Raw genomic sequence first — 16,814 nt, 5'->3', positions numbered from 1 at the left:
ACGACGATTCCTGAAAAGGGTGCGGGCCTCCATCGGGAGGCCTGCGGGGTGAAAAGTTACTCTTCGTAACCGAGGCTGAATTGCAGCTGATTCACTTTCTTCTGCAAGGCCTTCAGTTGTTCCTGCTTGGCAGCCAGCGTCGCTGGAGACGCCTTGGTCACGGGCGCCGCCTGCGAGGCCTTGAGCTGCTGCTCAAGCCCGGCAATCTGCTTCTGCACTTGGCTTTGATTGCCATGTCGGGCCTTGAGCGAGGACAGCAACTGACTCAGCGACTGGTTCAGCGCCGCCTGGGATTTCTGCTGGCTGGCCAGGTCGGTTTTGGTGCTGAGCTGCTGGGCCTGAATGTTCTCGTACACCTGGCGGAACATCGCGTTTTCCTGACGGGACGCGGTCAGGGCCAATTCCTTTTGCTTGACCTGATCGCTGTAACCACCGGAGTAGTCACAGTTCATCTTGGTCAACATGCTGCTGTCGCGATTGGTCGCATCGCATTCGCCGGGCTTGGTCGCGCAACCGCTCAAGGCCAGGACGGCGGTGAGGACCGCAAGCGTTCGTAGAGTCATGTGCTTAGCCCAGGGTGATCGCGGAGCGCTGGCTGTACAGACCGTCGACTTCCTTCTGCAGGGCGGCGACTTTCTGGTTCATTTTCATAATGTTCATGTCCACCTGCTTGATCTCGGCACCGGCGGCACCTTGGGCGCGCTCGGCATCGGCCACTTTGGTGTACTCGGTGACCTTGGTGCGCATGTTGCCCAGGTCTTTACGCAGGCGCGCGATGTTCTGGTCGATCTCGGCGATTTGCACTTGGGCCTTGGCTTTGTCGACCTTCTTGTTGGCGATGTCTTTCTTGATCTGGGCGATCTGCGCCTGATCATCATTGATCACTTGCTGAGCGGTCGCGGTACGGGCGATCACGTTCTGGGTGTCTTGCTCGACGTCGCTGTTCATCTTCGCCAGGCGGGTGGTGGTGTCGGAGTATTCGCTGCGACGCTGATCCAGATAGTAGTTCGCGCCCATGGCCACGCCACACGCGGTAATACCGGCGGCGATGGCGCACACGGCCTTGTTGCTGCTGTTGGACAGCGCGCAACCAAGGATGCCGACACCGGCACCGACCGCGCAGGCCTGGTAGCCGGACTTGCTGAAGAACTCCGCGTCATTACCCTGGGTCAGGCGCGGGTCGGCACCTTCGCTGCCACCGAGCATCGAGCTGCCGGTGTTGGCGCAACCGGTCAGCAACAGGCTGCCGGCGACGACGAATGCGATCTGTAGCTTGAAGCGAGTCCAAAGGCTGCGCGACATGGTGAAACTCCTTGGTGACGGTGTTGGCTGTTTTTGTTGAGGTGAGTTATTGAGTGACGGTTTTGCAACTGGTCAGCCAGGCCTCAGTGTCGATCTTCTGTTTTTGCAGGAAGGTCTTCTGATTCGCCCAGTGAGTGCGCAAATAGGGTTTGAGTTCTTGCAGCTGTTTGTTGCGGGTGATGATTTCTTCCATCACCGGCACCTGCGCTTCCAGCAGTGGCTGACCGTACAAAGTTGCGGACTCCACCAGGCTGCTGGCGTAGTAACGGCTGAGTTTGTGCAGGCGATCCTTCTGCTCGTCGAGCTTGCCTTTGCGCATGTCGCAGCTGGCGTCTTTTTCTGCGCTTTCGCAGTTGAGCTTGTAGTTCTTTTGCAGGAAGTCCACGTACTGGCCGTCGTCGAGCATCTTGGTGCAGAGGAACGCACCGAGGTTGAGGCTGGCGCGAATCGCCTGATCGCGGGTTTCTTCCTGCTGCTGGTTGCTGGCGCGCAATTGGTTTTCCAACGCCTGAAGCTTTTCCTTGAGGGCTTTGTCTTCGACACCCGAGGCCAACGTGCTCAGGGATTGCACCGTGCCTTTGTCGGCAGATTCGGTTTCCTTGCTGCCGGTGCCGAGTTTCTTCCAGCTGCTTTCAATGCTGGCGACACGTTCGCGTGAAGTCAGGGTCGGCGAGACCAGGACCAGTCGCATACCGGTGGTTTTGTTTTTCACCTGGCCTTCGGCGTTGTAGTACGGCTCTTCCTTGCGCAGCGCGGTGCGCAGGTCGGCTTGAGCGGTCAGGTAGTTGCCGCCACGGACCACGTAGCCGCCGGCCTGGCCGTGCTGGCGGTCGAGTTTGTTCAGGCGAAACGGCTCGAACATCATCTCGTCGACGTTGCCGAGCATGTCGTGCAAGCCCAGCGGGTTGGGTTTTTGCAGGCCGGACAATTGCAGCTTGCCGTTGGACGATTGCGCCCCCGCGAACCATTCGTAAGCGTTGATGCCCTCGGCCATCGGATAACGCGTGTCGCGGAATTCCGCCGCGCCGACTTCCAGGCCACCGCGCGCTGCGAACTCCCACTCGACTTCCGTCGGCAGGCGCAGGAAGCCCAGCGCGCCGTCTTCTTTCGGCAGCTTGGCCGCGGCATTTTTGCGCAGCCACAGGTTGTACTTGTCAGCCGCTTCGACGGCTTGCACCCAGCTCACGGACACTTGCGGCAGGCGCATTTTTGTCGCGGCAGTGGGGCAGGTTTCGTCGGTCAACGCCGCGTATTGGAGCTGACTCATCTCGTACTTTGCCATCAAGTAGTAGCGGGATTTGTCGTTCTTCGCGCCGGTGAAACTGCCTGCAATGAACGTCGGTCGAGTCTGTTCGACATAGCCGTATTCCGCGCCGTCCTGACCGATGTTGATCGGATAGTCGTCAAGCGGCCCGGCGACCGGAATGAACACCTTGCGAAACACCATCGAGCCTTCGCAGGGCATCGGCAACACAACGTCGCTGGCCTCGGGCATCGGGTTGTAATACTTCTCTTCCCAGCCCGCCGCCGAGGCGTCGAGCAGGTAGCCGAGGCTCAGGGGCAACAGCAAGCCCAAACGTTTATAGCTCACGCAGACTCTCCGCAGGTTGGATGTTGATCGCTCGCACAGCGCCGATCACGGCCACCAGTGCAGCGACCAGAAAGGTCAGGAGCAGGGCGGCGAGGCCGTGCCAGAGTGTGATGTGGCAGACAAAGGTGCCGGTGGCCTGGCTGCTGCCGAGCAGGTAGTCGAACAAATGACTGCCGACGGCATAAAACCCCAACCCGCCGAGGTAGCCGGCGAGGCTCAGCACCAGCGCTTGCAGGACCACGAAACCGCCGACCGCCGTGCGTTTGAAACCCAGCAAACGCAGGACCGCGAGGCTTTTGCGCTTGCGGTCGATGTTGGCCAGGAACGCACCGACCATCGACGCCACACAACCGATCAGCGCCGCCAGGGCAATCACCCCGAAGATCAGCCCCAGCACATGGTTGATGGCTTTGACGTTGTCGATGTCGGCCAGTCGGCTTGAGGTCTCGATGTGTTGTTCGTTGAGCCAGCGTTCCAGCGGTGCAACCTGGTCGATGTCACGGGCATAGAGGCGGGCGCGGGCGTACAGCGGTTGCAGATCGCCCAGAGGCTTGCCGGTTTCAATGCCGAATGCGCTGACCTGATAACCGTCGCGAAAGCGCTCCAGGTCCAGCAACAACGGTGGGGCGACGAACCCGGCCGCGCGACCGAAACGTGCACCATCGAGGACCGCCAACACCGTCAGCGTCATCTCGCCACGCTCATTGACGCCCTCCAGACGGCGCAATACGCGCATTTGCACGCGGTCGCCGACCTTGGCCTGCAAGCGTTGCGCGGCGCGCTCGCTGAGTATCACTTGGTTGCCGGTGGGATTGAGTTGCGGCAGGTTCAGTTGCGGGTCGCCGGGTTCGGTGGCGATGATTTCCGCACCTTCGACAAACCGTTGCATGCCGATCAACAAATCGGCCTGAGTGTTGAGCGAGCGGGTCTGGCCGAGAGCAAAACCGGTCTCGGGACGCTGGCGCACACGTTCGATCCAGGCGCTGTCGTAGTTGCCGTTGCTGAGCATCTTCACTTCAAGGTTGCGCGGGTCGCGCAGCAATTCGTCCTGCAACTGGCTGACCACGCCGTGCTTGAGGCCGAACAACAGCAACAGCGGCGCGATCACCGCCACCAGCGAGGCGGCGATGCACAACGACACCTTGCGGTCGTGCCAGAGGTCTTGCAGGGCCAGCGTTCCGAGCAGGCTCAAGCGGTCAGTCCATCGGTTCAAACAGAGTCTCTCCCTGACGGCTGATAGCGCCGAGTCGCGGCAAGCCGAAATCCTTCAGCAAGGCCCAGTCATGGGAGACCACCAAGGCACTCAGGCCCATGTTGGATACCAGACTCAGCAGCAATTCGAACAAACGCCGGGCGCTGTGCGGATCGAGCGCTGCGGTTGGCTCGTCGGCCAACAGCAGCAGTGGTTCATGGGCAATCGCCCGAACGCAGGCAACGCGCTGGCGTTCGCCGATCGACAGCGCCTGCGGTTGTTTGTCCAGCAAGCCTTGCAGGCGCAGCACCTCGACCGCGTGATCGACATGCGCGCTCTTGACCGGCATGCCGAGCAAGCGACGCGGCAGGCTGATGTTGTCGCGCACGCTCAGAAACGGCAGCAACCCGCCGCTCTGCAAAATGAACCCCAAGTGCCGCGAACGCACCGCCGCCAAGGCGTGCTGGTCGTCGCTGGCAAGCAGTTGGGCGATGTCCTGATCCTGCGCTGCACCCAGCCGAAAGCGCTCGAGTTCGACCGGCGCGAGCAACAGGCCGATGGCTTCGAGCAACGTGCTTTTACCGCTGCCGCTCTCGCCCGTGATGGCGAGGATTTCCCCAGCACCGACCTGCAAGCGCGGCAGGCGCACGTGATGGGCCAGCGCGCCTTCACCACGGCGCACCAGCAGGTTCTTGATATCGAGCATCGGCGTCTCGTTAAGGCATCATTTCCAGTGGCACGGGATAGACGTTGTCCCGTGCATCGCTGTCCTTGGCTAAAGCCACCCAGCGGTCGACGTCAGCGTTGTAACGCTGGTAGTGCCGCAGTTTGGTATTGAGCGTGCGGATGAATTTCTCCTGCGCCAGGCCATCCCAGCTCTTCCAGGTTTCTTCGTCCAGGTTCAGCACTTCGCTCTGGTACGGCAGGTCTTCGAGGTACTCGCCGAGTACGCCCATGTCCGCCAGTTTGGCGTTGCCGTTCTGCTTGAGCTGGTTCGGGTCGGCGCCCATGGTCGCGGCCACCGAGCGCAGGCGCTCGAACATTTCCGTCGGCGAGATCAGGCCTTCGTTGGCCGCGTCGAGGATCTTCTTCATCACGTCGCTCAAGTCACTGAGCTGGGACTTGGTCAGCAGCACCCGCACATCGGTGGTCGGGATGTTCTGCTTGATCAGGTCACGGTCGGTGATCCACGCCTTGAATACCGGCGGGGCCTTGCTGTTGGTCTTCTCGCCCAGATAAGCGAGCTGCATCGCGTGGCCGATCAGTGCCGCGTCTTCGAGCATTTTCTTCTCGGCCGGGTCCTGCTTGGCGTTCACCGCGCTGCCGATGGCGTCTTCGCCCATGTAGGCGGCTTTCACCTGGGAGGTGATTGCGGTGGCCAGGGAGTCAACCTTGCGCCCGAACTCCTGAATGTCGCCCGCGTTCACCGGGTAATACAGTGAAGTGTTGGTGCCCGGGTAGGTCGACAGGTCCTGGTACTGCGCTTCGGCCTTGGCGTGGTCCTTGGCCCCGGCTGGGGTTTTCAAGTGCAGGGTGTAAATCGCCACGCCCGGGTTGGCGGCTTCCATACGCACCTGCGCGGCGCTCAAGCCCGTCTTTGACAGCTTGTCGTCGCCTTCGATGGCGCCCGCATCGGTGATCAACACCACGTAACGCGCGCCGAACTGGCTCCAGTCGACCTTGTCGATGCTGTCCATGACGCCGGCAAACGAGTCTTCATCGAAGCTGCTGCTGGAGACTTTGGCTTGTTTGAGGTCAGCGATCTTGGCGAAAAAGTCGGCGCTGTCTTTCACCTTGGTAGGGTCGGCGTACATCTTGGTGGTGTATTCCAACCCCGGCACCGCTTGGGTGTTGGAGCGGAAAGCGACCATGCCGAACTTGACCTGCTTGCCGAGGTTCTGCGATTCGATCTGCTGATAGACCTTGCGGATCGCCTCACGGGTGCGGTCGATGTACGGGTCCATCGAGATCGTCGAGTCGATGACAAACACCACCGCCGCGCTGAATTCCTTCAGCTGGCTGGCCGCTTTGTCTTCGGCTGCCTTGCTGCCTGCCGCGCCGCTTGCAGCACCGCCCTTGGCATTCTTGTCATCGGGCTTGCTGACCGACGCGACGTTGAGCAACCGCGTGCGGAAACCGCCTTCGGTCATCACTTCTTCGCCGCTCAGTACCGGCAGCAGGTAGAACTGCTTTTGCAGGTCGACGAAGTATTCAGGTTCTTCGGCGAGCACGCCGGGGGCTTGCTTGCCCTTTTTCAGCGTGGCACGCAGCGGCGCGACCTTACTGACCGGGTCCGGCGCATCGAGGATGCCTTCGACCGTGGCGCGTTCCTTGAAGAACAGCAGTCGGTCGCGGTTGGCCGGGTTGGTGAAGGCCAGTGTCAGCTGCATTTTCCAGTCGGTGGTGCAGCTCGCCGGCAACCAGCCAATGGTTTTGCCAAAACTGTCCGGGCCGACTTTCAGCCATTCGGCATTAGCCGCTTGCGCGCGTTCGTACACATAGAAGCGGCTGAACACCGGTTGCTCATCGCCTGCGGCGCCACCCGCTGTCGGGCTGATCTTGCAGCCCGGGGTGGTCAGCACGCGCTGGAACAAGGTTTTTTTACCGGCCTGGATCAGCGGCTTGTCATCGGCCTGGGACAACGGGCTGATGCACAGCGCCAACAGCGCGGCGCCGCTCAGCAGGAAACGACTCACGGAAGAGCGCATCACTTCTGCAACTCCTCAAACCGCTGCTTGGCTTCGGCGTTGTTCGGGTCCTGGGTCAGGATCGTTTCATACCAGTAGGCGGCGGTGGCGTTGTCCGCAGTCGGGAAGCACTCGCTGGCCTTCAGGTATTTAGGGTCGTATTCGCGGGCGTAGGCGTTGGCGATCAACGCGTCACCGGCCTGGGCACGGTTGGCGTACAGGCGCTGGGCGACACCGCAATGCTTGCCGGCCTTGGCTTCGTTGATGATTTCCAGCAGCTTGGCGCTGTCCGGCGCGGCCTTGATGCAGGTCTGGACGAAGGTCAGCTCGGGCAGGCTGTTCATGCTGTCGAGTGTGCAGGCTTGGGCGTCGGCACCGGCCGGTGCGGCGGCAGCAACCGCCGGGACAGGCGCCGGAGTGCGTTTGTAAAACCAGAATCCGGCCGCTGCGGCCACCAGCAACAGCACGACCAGTGCGAGGCCGATGAGGCCTTTGTTGCTTTTCTTCACCGGAGGCGGAGGAGGGGTGTAGGCGGGTTCGTTGGGCACCGATTCCAGTTCGATTTCTGGCTCGGCGGTGTTCAGGACCAATTCCGGCAGCTCTGGAATTTCGGGTTCCGGTGCAGCAGGTGCGGTCAGCTCCGCGCCACCGTAAGTCGAACGCGTCTGGCCCCCCGCAGTCGACGGCAACAGGCCCACGCCGGGGCGAACCACGCCTTTATCGCTATGATCGAGGCTTTGCTCACGCAGTTCGATCTGGAATTGCGAATTGGCGCCGCCTTCGAGCAACGGATCGACCACTTCCGGGCCGACCTGGGCTTCAAGGGCTTCACCACTGGCTGCAACGCTGAAGCGCGAAACCTTGAACCAGAACGGATTGTTGCTCCAGGCCTTCTGGTCCTGGAGGTAGAAACCGTCCTGGTTACGCTGAATGGAGAACTCCAGCTGTTCTTCGCCACCCTGCCATTTCTTCACAGTGAGGCACGCCTGGCCGGGCACGTTGGGTTCTAAGGCGAGCAGGTCGACACGAATTGGCATTGCTTATCTCGCTGTGAAGGCTGTGAGCACATGGCCCAGCCGTTCATTCTGTTCAGGGGTGATTTCGCGACCGGCACCATGGCCGGCGTTGTCCTGCGTGATGTACGCCAGGCCCGAAAGCCAGTCGCCCAGATACCGCTGCGCCTGGTTCGCCGGTTGCGGCGGCAGCACCGGCACTTGTCCCGGACCGATGTCGGTGTAGAACGAGAACAACGGCGCCTTGGCACCCGCACGACTATTCGGGCGCTCGTTGACCGGTTTCTGCAGGTAGCCGAACCAGGACACGAAATCGCGCAGCACGCGTTGCACTTCCAGCACTTGGCGCTCGACCAATTGATCGCGCCGCGCGCCACTTTGCGCACGCTTGAGCACCGCGCGGCTCAGTTGGCCGGGCAAGTCCTGGCGGTAACCGGCGGTGATCAGTTCGTCGACCACGGCTTCGATCAACGCCTTCTCCAGCCCCAACAGGTTGAGCAGGCTTTGCCGGGTGGTCAGCTCGCGCAGGTGCGCAATCCAGGCCTTGAACGCGGCTTTGGCAAAACGGTGTTCGTTGCTTTGCAGTTCCGGCACCGGGGTGTTGGTTTTGCTGCTGACCGGCGCTTCGTGGCTTAGGTCGTCGCCGAAATCGAAGTCGAAACCGGCGTCGTTGCCGTACAGGCTCTGACTCGGTGTCGGGGCGGCTGGCTCATCGCTGGCGGCGGGCGCGTCATCGGTTTCGTACACACCGCTGAGGTACAGGTCGCGCACCGATTCGCTCGGCATGTCGAGTTCATCGATGAACTCGCCGAGTACGGCCGGGCGACGGCCCAGACCGGTCAGAATCATCTGCGCCTGAGCTTTCTTGGCGGCTGCGGCGCCGTCACCGTCGGCGTGATACCAGGTGCTCAGGCCGTGAGTGGTCAGGCCTTCAAGGCATTCGTTCAGCTGCTCGCGGATGCGTTGCAGTTTGAATTCGATGTTGGCCACGCCTTTGAAGCTGCCGCTGAAGTGGCTGATGCCACCGTCATCGTTGCGCAGCATTTCTTTCCAGGCATTGGCAGGACTGTTGATGTGTTTGCACACCAGCTCGTTGCCGGCAAAGCTTGCGCCCAGGGCGTCGACGCGCTCCTGGTAGCTGGCGTTGAGGCCGGTTTCGGCGCCGCTGGCGTCTTGCACGATGAACGCCGCATCCATGCGCGGTTTGCGCACCAGGAAGGTGTTCTGGAACGGCGTGCCGGCCCAGTCGTTCATCCAGCTCAGGCTGCCAAAGCGCTCGAGCATGGTCAGCTTGACCATACCGTTCCAGCTCTCGTCGTACTGATCAGGCGTCAGGCTCAGGGAGTTGGTGATGCGCAGGTCGAGCATGGTCAGCGCCCAGATCAGGCCGGTGTCGCGTTTGCTGCGGGCGGCCGCGTCGGCGCCCTGGGTCTTTTCGATCCAGCGCGTCAGCACCGGGCCGACGTCATTGACGTCGCTCTGTTTGGTCGAGCCGGTGCAGACCACCAGCGCGTTCATTTCCTGGTTGTCGGTGTAGCGTTCGAACAGGTACGCGACCTTGCCGCGCAGGATCAGCTGCGAGACGGAGTTGTCCTTGGTGGCGGATTCCGGGTCGCTGGAATTGGCGATCTCGTGCAGTTTTTTGCGTCCGCGATAACCGGGGAAGTCGAGCAAGTCGACTTGATTGACGATGTCGTCCGCCGGGGCTTCGATCAGGCCGAAGGTCATCTCGGCAGTCAGTGCCGCCAGTTGCGCGACCGGGATACCCTGACTGTTTTGCAGGCGTCCGTCGACCTGGGGCCGCACGTCGATCGGCAGATCACGCGGGCTGCCGAAGCGCTCGAGGATGTCGACGTTCATGATGCTGTCGCGCTGGCTGTAGGTGTCGTTTTCGAAACTCACCAACGCTTGCAATGGCGCGAACACGGTCTCGGGCAAGCCGAGCTTGTGCAGTGCGCCGGCCAGTTGCTGGTACACGCGCGTCAGCTCGCCTTGCTCACCCCACAGAATGGAAAACAGCTCGGCACGTTCCTGGAAATTCAGGCGCGGCGCCAGTTGCAACGCTGTCGGCCAATACAGGTGTTCGAGTTTCTTCACCGAGTTGCGGAAGTTGTCACGCAGGTAATCCCACAGCGACACCAGATCATCGGCGCTGACGCCCGGTTGCATCGGCCCGGTCTCGCGGCCTTCAAACGGTTTCAGCACGCGCTGGATGCGCTCTTCGTCGATCTCGTAGGAGATCCGTTCAAGGTCGAAGTCCTTGAACCAGGAGTTGGCGAGAATCTTCGCCAGCTCGATTTCCTTGAACAGCGTCAGCTCGACCGGGAACTGCGGATCCTGGCTCGGCGTGGCGCGGCGACTGAAGCGCGTCACCAGGCCGGTGGCCTCCTTGCCGCCACCCACCGGATTGATGTGCTTGATGAAGTCCAGGCGCTGGCCACCGAAATCGGTTTCCAGTTTGCCGTTCTGACCCGCCGCAAGCGCCGAAATCAGATAGGACTTGCCGGCCTGTGACAGGCCGAAAAAGCCAATGGTCATCGGCGTGCAGGCCACGCGACCGAGGCTGTGAGCCAGGTTGCGGGCGCGGTGCAGGCGAATGTTCAGGTTGTCGGCTTCGCTGTCCAGACGTGGCGCGTTGCCGCGCGTCTGGCCAATCCATTCCAGCGCCTGACCGGCACCTTCATAAACAGCGGCCCAACTGGCGGATAGCTGAGTTTGTTCGGGGGTCAGGTCATTCATTTGCGTTTCACACTTCCACTGTCGAGCCAGTACTTGGTCTCGCTCAGGCCGGCGTCGAGCATGGTGTTGAGTTCCAGCTCGAGGTCGCTGCGCGGGTTGAAGTTGACGTTGTTACTGTTGGATTCGATATCGCGTACCGAGAGACGGTCGCTGACCAGATCCTGTTTGCGCGTGTACTTGTCGGCTGCTTTCACCTCGAAGCGCACCTTGAGCAGCGGCGCACTGCCGTTTTCACCGATCGCACGGGAGAACTTCTCCCGACCGGCCTTGGTAAACCGCAGGGTGTACAGCGGCGAGGCAGCCCAGCGATCGGCCGCCAACTGGCGGAAACCGAGGCGCAGGTCGCCGCGCATTTCCAGTTGCGGCGTGTCGGCGTCATCGCCGGTGCCGATTTCCGGCAGCTTGATTTTGTAGTCTTCGGACTGGATGTCGCGGTACAGCACGTCGGCATCCTTGATCACGTTGTTCAGGTCGATCACGCCGATGTGCTTGACCGTCGAATACGGCTTGAGCGCCGAAGAGCGGAAATAGAAGTTCGGCACGCTGTGGTTGGCGCACAACAGGCACAGCATCGCACCCACCGAAGCGGTGCTTTTCGGGTCGTCGATGCGGCCATTCTTGTGGAACGGATACCAGCCGCCGGTGCGGTAGTTTTGCAGCGCCAGAATGCGTCCCGGTGGCAGCGGCAGCACCTTGCGAATGAACGCCTGGATGCCGGGCAGGCGCGAAGGGCGGCCGGTCAGCAGCAGAACGTCACACGGGTAATGCGCGACCACTTCACACAACGCGCCGAGGATCTTGGTGATGTTGATCTGGTCGTTGAGGAACGCGGCGTGGAGCTTTTGCAGGTCGAAGCCGATCTGCGCTTCGTACAGGTCGAAACCGCTCTGGCCACCGACATCGCGGCGCACGGCGGCGTTGACGTAGTCGAGCACGGTCTGGCTGATCGCATTGTCGCCCAGCAACTGGCGATAGCTTTGCGGGCTGACTTCCTGCGGGACTTGCGGGTCGTAATGTTCGTAAGCCTTGAGCAGCGCCAGGCCCAGTGGTGCGAACACCTGCAGGTTCAATTGCTGGCGCAGGATCATGTCCTGGGCGCTGACCGATTCATCGCCGCACAGCCGCGACATCAGCGAATCCGGGGCTTTCACCCCGGCGTTCTGCAAGGCTTTCTCGAAGCTTGGCAGGATGAAGTCCTGAATCACGTCCAGCAGGATGTCGTCGCCGGCCACTTTGAAGCCATCGCGAAAACGCTGCTCGGGCACGATGTGCACGTTGCTGCCGCTGCCGGTGTTGCCGGCGCGGTCGAGGCGATAGTCAGTGATGACCAGGTCGGTGGTGCCGCCGCCGATGTCGATGGTCGCCAGGGTGATGCGTTCGCGGTCGGTTTTGTCCGGCCGGGCGATGGTGTCGAAAAACTCTTCCGGGTGGCCGGCAAAGTTCTCGTTGACCTCGGTGTACAAGTACACCAACTGGCCGCAGGAGGCTTCGTCCCATTCCACGCGAATGCTCGGAATCGGCGTGCGCGGGCTGACAGCCTGGTCCTGATGCGGATCTTCCTCACCGGCATGCCAGCCGAGGCTTTTCCACACCAGGCCGATGGCTTGCTGCATGCGTTCGTTGAGAATGCTGCGCTCGGCCTGGGGCATGCCCGGCGGCACGGTCAGGGTGATGCTGTTGAGCTGGCGCGGCACGCGGGTGTGACCCTGACGCGAACGCTGGGCCGGGCTGTTGATTTGTGACAGTGCCTGGGCCAGCACCTCAGCGAGCATGAAGGTCATCAGCGAGCTGCGCGAGTAACGCGGCATGAACACGGGCAGACGATCGTCTTCTTCGAGGCTGTAAAGCGCCTCGCCGGTTTCATTGATCAGGTGCGAGAACGGCGCGGCGGTGGCGTACGGCTCGTTGTCGGTCTTGATGTAGGAGCAGTTGAAACGCCAGCCGTGGCCGTAGGCGTTTTCATCCCACAGGTAACGTTTCGGGCTGGACAAGCCAGTGGAGCCTTCGGTGCCGCGACGACGGCTGGCCAAGCGGCTGGCCTCGTTGCCGACGCGGGCAATCGTTGCCCACTGGAAGGCATCGTGACGACCGCTCTTGACCGAGCAGTGGTCCTTGCCGAAATACGCCTGGGCGAATTCGACGCGGCTTTCGAAGGGCAGGTTGTAGGTGTGTTCGGGGGTGATCAGGTCGCGCAGTTCCAGCACGTAGTTCTGCTTCAGCCCGGAGCCGGCCTGACCGTGGTTTTCGATCAGGATGCCGCAGGTGCGCGAGTTGCCGACGTCCAGCACCAGGTCCACCGGAATCGGTTTGACCAGGCCATTGCTGTCGTTGGCGACCACTTTCAGTTCAGGGATTTCTACCTTGGGCCGGGCGGTCGACTGCGCTGCCGCCGACGGCGTACTCAACAGACTCAGCAGGTTGAGGTAGTGCGCCAGGTGATGGTTGGCGCGGATGTCGATGTCCAGCTCTTCGCGCGAACGATGGCTATTGCCCTCGTTGAACACTTCCAGCAGCCATTCATTGACCCATGGCTGGGCGAGGAACCAACGGGTTTCGCTGGCCTTGGTCGCCAGTTTGAAGGACACGCCGGAGCTGATGTCCTCTTCGTTCGGCGCCAGGTAGGCGGTGCCGTCACGCTTGGGCATGACGCGGCTGTCGAACGCCATCGTCAGGCGGTGGGTGTTGCCGTCGATGTCTGGCGTGGCCAGTTTCACCAGGCGCATGCGCGACCAGTTGGTCGGGCCTTCGTCGAAGCGGTGCGGCGGCATGAAACGGAAAAACGGCGTCGGCAGCCAGACACCGTCCAGCAGTTCGAGGCTGCTTTTCATGTCGACGCTGAACGCCGGCTTGGCCTTCTCGACCTTTTCCGGTTCCGGCTCGTAGAAGTAGAAGTCTTTCTCTTCGTTGTACATCAGCCGGCAGATCAGCCCGCTGATCATCGGCGCGAACTCGCCCGCCGCTTCCTTGCGGGGATCCAGGCGCAGGGCGAAATCCATGAACTGGATACCGGTGTCACTGACGAGCGTGACGGTGTCTTCGAATTGGGTGACTTCAGGCAACATGTCGGGTTATTCCAGTCTTATTCGCCCATCTGCCGCATGGACATGGGGAATTGATCTTTTCCGTAACCGCCGGTGCAGTCCGCGACCGTGGTCGCCCCTTTGCGGCAGTTGACCTTGGGCATGTCGTACGTGCTGCCATCGCCGCACACGGCCTGGCCCTGGCTGTCGATGGCGAGGCTGCCGCCCTTCATGGTGGCGCTGACCGGGCCGCTGCATTTCGAGCCGTCGGCCTGATGCACGGTGACTTCGCCTTTGCCGTCCTTCAACTGGTATTCCAGACGCAGCGGCTTGCCGGTCCGGCGATCCTGAATGCCGGCACCGGCGCGGTACTGGCCGTCGAGGAACTTGGCGGCGCCGTCGGCGGCGTCAGGTGGAATGCTCAGGGCCGGGCCCGGTTTTGTGGCTGCGGCTGCGGACTTTTGTGCGTCGGGTGGAGTGACGGCAGGCGCCTCGGTTTTGTTTTCGGGTGGAGCGGTTGGCGTAGTTGGCGCGTTGGGTGATTCGGCGGCCGGGTCTTGGGTGACGTCGGCGGTCGCGGCGTCCGCTTCGTTACCGGCAACGGCTGGGGCTTCTACACCATGAGTGCCGGTTACGGCTGCGCCAGTGGTGGAACCTGCGACGGTACCGGTCACTGGAACGCCATTCAGTGTTGTGGCATTGCCGGTCAGTTGCGGTTCTTCCAGGTGGTTTTCCACCGGCACGATGCCCTCAGGCAGCAAGTCCACCGCGACTAGAGGAATCGGCACGCAACCGCGCAGGCCGAGCAACAGCCACAACAGCAGCAACAGGAACGGCAGCAGCAACAGCCACCACCAGCGCCGCCACCACGGACGAGCCACCACCGGCACGACGGGTGCCACAACCGGTTCTTCGACCACGGGTGGCAGCGTGAATACGGGCGGAACCTGATAAAGGCAGTGCAGGGGATCGCGATTGCCGGTGCCGGCGTGCTCGAAACCCCAGAAGGTCAGGACCGGTTTGCCTTGCACCAGGTAGACGAAGTTTTCGTCAGGGAAATGAATGACGCGCTTGAGCAGCTTGCCGAACACGGCTTTGTCGCCTTGCTGCTGTTCGCCCGGATCCGTGCCCAGGAAACGCTGGCTCAATTCTTCGAGCGCAGTCTTCAGGGCTTCAAGTTGGCGACGGGCCGGCGCGCGTTCTTCTTCGGTCGCGCTGCTCCACGGGATGACATCGCCGTCGAGGCCGCTGTACCAATCGATCTGGTTGCCAAGTTCGTCGCTTTGAGGAATGGCCAGGTGATCGACCATGTCGGGGTTCTTGCGGCGAATGGCTTCGCGCAATTGCAGGGCAGCCCGGTAGACCGGTTGACCTGTTTCGCCCAGGGCTGTGAATGACCCGCTCTTACCGCTGCGTAATAGTGCCCCGCGCATCCAAACTCCATATGATCCGTTGCGCAAATGACAGGCAAAAGTGCCTGTTCTTGCTCCTGCATTTAGCTGGCGACCTTAATGTCATAATGATGTCGCCGTCAATCGGCCGTTAGGCCAAAACCGTATGAGATTAGCGTAACAAAGCGGGCGTTGCTTGGGGTCGTTGAGTATTTGCGAGGGACGGTTGGTGCGTGTGCATTTTTTAATCTTGCTGAAACGTTTCATCAGCGCTATAAAAAAAGCACAACTCCAAGAAAGGCTTCCCTCATGACCCCGCTCAAACTCGTCATCGCCCTCGGCGCGCTGACCACTGCCTCTCACGCCATGGCCTGGGATTATGTGCTGCTCGACACCGACAAGGCCGCCCAGAACTGGCGGATCACCAGCCAGCAACTCGGCGTGAAAACCGACAAACCTTTCTCCGTGACCCTGCGCACCTTGCACGGCGGCAGGCAGGAGGGCGTCAGCATTGTCGACATCGATAACGGCACAATGAAACTCTCGGTGGTGCCGACTCGCGGGATGAACGTCCTGCAGGCGTCGGTCGGTGATGTGCGCATGGGCTGGGATTCGCCGGTCAAGGACGTGGTCAATCCGTCCTTCATCGAACTCAACGGTCGTGGCGGACTGGGCTGGCTCGAAGGCTTCAACGAACTGGTCGCCCGCTGCGGCTACGAATGGGTCGGCCACCCCGGCATGGACAACGGCGAACTGCTGACCCTGCACGGCCGCGCCGCCAACATCCCGGCCAGCAAAGTCACCCTGCACATCGACGAAAAACCGCCTTACGCCATCAGCCTGCGCGGCGAGCTTAAAGAGCAGGCGTTCAAGAAAGTCGACTTCTCGGTGGTGACCGAACTGGTCACTGAGCCCGGCAGCGTAGCGTTTGCCCTGAACGACACATTGACCAACAACGGCGACTATCCGAAGGAATACCAGGCGCTGTACCACAGCAACTTCAGCACGCCATTCCTGGAGCAGGGCGCGCGTTTTGCGGCGCCGGTTAAACAGGTGTCGCCGTTCAACGACAAGGCCAAAGGTGACTTGCCGGATTGGCAGACCTACCGTGCGCCGACCAAGGACTACGACGAAACGGTTTACAACGTCGTCCCTTATGGCGATGCCAAGGGCGATACGCTGACCGTGCTGCATAACAAGGCCGGGAGCCTTGGGGTGTCGGTCGGATTCAATACGCAGCAGTTGCCGGTGTTTTCGTTGTGGAAGAACACGGATACGCAAGGGCAGGGGTATGTGACCGGGTTGGAGCCGGGGACAAGTTTTTCCTACAACCGTCGGTATCAGCGGCCGATTGGATTGGTGCCGATGATTGGGGTTAAAGAGCAGAAGCAGTTTCAGATCCATTACAGTTTGCTGGCGGATAAAGGGGCTGTGGATAAGGCTTTGAAGCGGGTTAGTGAGATTCAGGGTGGGCGGGAGACTGAGGTAAGGCAGGCGCCGTTGGTGGATTTGACCAAGGAGTAGTCCATCGACAATGCGAGATGAGCAGTGGACGTTTGCGTTCACCGCTCATCAAAAGGCTAAAAAGGAAGTCTCATTTCTGAGGCTTGTGCCGCATCAAACAGACGCCGGATGAAATCGAAGTCGTTCCAGGTTTGGTTGGTATAAAACCGATGCTCCTTATTTCCGATCTCATCGATGTAATAGATAACGTACTCCGCATATTTCTCGTCGGCGTTGAAGCTGTAACGCAATGAAAGAGAAAAGTCATTTTCCTTAAGTTTCACAAAAGAGTTGTTGTCGTCATAACTCCAAGAGAATTCGCCTCTCTCCGTTCTCGCGGTGAGTGCTTTGATGAAATCGAGAAATCTAGGCGGTA

The 16,814-nt window shown here is 61.1% G+C and carries 11 protein-coding genes; 1 reads left to right on the top strand and 10 read right to left on the bottom strand.

What is annotated here, in order from left to right:
- Positions 1–56: 56 nt before the first annotated feature.
- The 10 genes from ACA049_RS29785 to ACA049_RS29740 are packed head-to-tail and all read right to left on the bottom strand — an operon-like array spanning position 57 to position 14,977.
- The gene (locus tag ACA049_RS29785; RefSeq protein ID WP_497331868.1) at positions 57–563 is read right to left on the bottom strand and encodes a hypothetical protein; all 507 of its coding nucleotides are present in this window, start codon (positions 561–563) and stop codon (positions 57–59) included.
- Positions 564–567: 4 nt separating this feature from the next.
- A complete protein-coding gene (locus ACA049_RS29780) occupies positions 568–1,302 on the bottom strand; it encodes a hypothetical protein (RefSeq protein ID WP_497331866.1) in 735 nt (244 codons plus the stop codon).
- 46 nt (positions 1,303–1,348) lie between these two features.
- On the bottom strand, positions 1,349–2,893 hold the full coding sequence (locus ACA049_RS29775; protein ID WP_497331864.1) for an SUMF1/EgtB/PvdO family nonheme iron enzyme: 1,545 nt from the start codon (positions 2,891–2,893) through the stop codon (positions 1,349–1,351).
- A complete protein-coding gene (locus ACA049_RS29770) occupies positions 2,883–4,106 on the bottom strand; it encodes an ABC transporter permease (protein WP_497331862.1) in 1,224 nt (407 codons plus the stop codon). The genes ACA049_RS29775 and ACA049_RS29770 overlap by 11 nt, the downstream gene beginning before the upstream one ends.
- A complete protein-coding gene (locus tag ACA049_RS29765) occupies positions 4,090–4,791 on the bottom strand; it encodes an ABC transporter ATP-binding protein (RefSeq protein WP_497331860.1) in 702 nt (233 codons plus the stop codon). Before ACA049_RS29765 ends, ACA049_RS29770 begins: the two co-directional genes overlap by 17 nt.
- A gap of 10 nt (positions 4,792–4,801) precedes the next feature.
- Complete coding sequence (locus ACA049_RS29760) at positions 4,802–6,793, bottom strand: vWA domain-containing protein (RefSeq protein ID WP_497331858.1); 1,992 nt, start codon at positions 6,791–6,793, stop codon at positions 4,802–4,804.
- Positions 6,793–7,809 carry a hypothetical protein gene (locus ACA049_RS29755; RefSeq protein ID WP_497331856.1) on the bottom strand — a complete coding sequence of 339 codons (1,017 nt, stop codon included), beginning with the start codon at positions 7,807–7,809 and terminating at the stop codon, positions 6,793–6,795. The genes ACA049_RS29760 and ACA049_RS29755 overlap by 1 nt, the downstream gene beginning before the upstream one ends.
- A 3-nt stretch (positions 7,810–7,812) precedes the next feature.
- Complete coding sequence (locus ACA049_RS29750) at positions 7,813–10,524, bottom strand: putative virulence factor (protein ID WP_497331854.1); 2,712 nt, start codon at positions 10,522–10,524, stop codon at positions 7,813–7,815.
- Positions 10,521–13,586, bottom strand: coding sequence for a virulence factor SrfB (locus ACA049_RS29745; protein ID WP_497331852.1), 3,066 nt, complete (start codon positions 13,584–13,586; stop codon positions 10,521–10,523). Before ACA049_RS29745 ends, ACA049_RS29750 begins: the two co-directional genes overlap by 4 nt.
- Before the next feature lie 17 nt (positions 13,587–13,603).
- Positions 13,604–14,977, bottom strand: coding sequence for an SrfA family protein (locus ACA049_RS29740; RefSeq protein ID WP_497331850.1), 1,374 nt, complete (start codon positions 14,975–14,977; stop codon positions 13,604–13,606).
- Positions 14,978–15,244: 267 nt separating this feature from the next.
- Between ACA049_RS29740 and ACA049_RS29735 the strand changes: the two genes are divergently transcribed.
- Entirely contained in the window at positions 15,245–16,459 is a 1,215-nt protein-coding gene (locus tag ACA049_RS29735) for an aldose 1-epimerase family protein (RefSeq protein ID WP_497331848.1), read from the top strand.
- The last annotated feature ends 355 nt before the right edge of the window (positions 16,460–16,814 follow it).

The organism is Pseudomonas sp. LBUM1662 (assembly GCF_059695915.1).
Note: the sequence above shows the minus strand (reverse complement) of the source record. Positions and strands in the feature narration are given on the sequence as shown.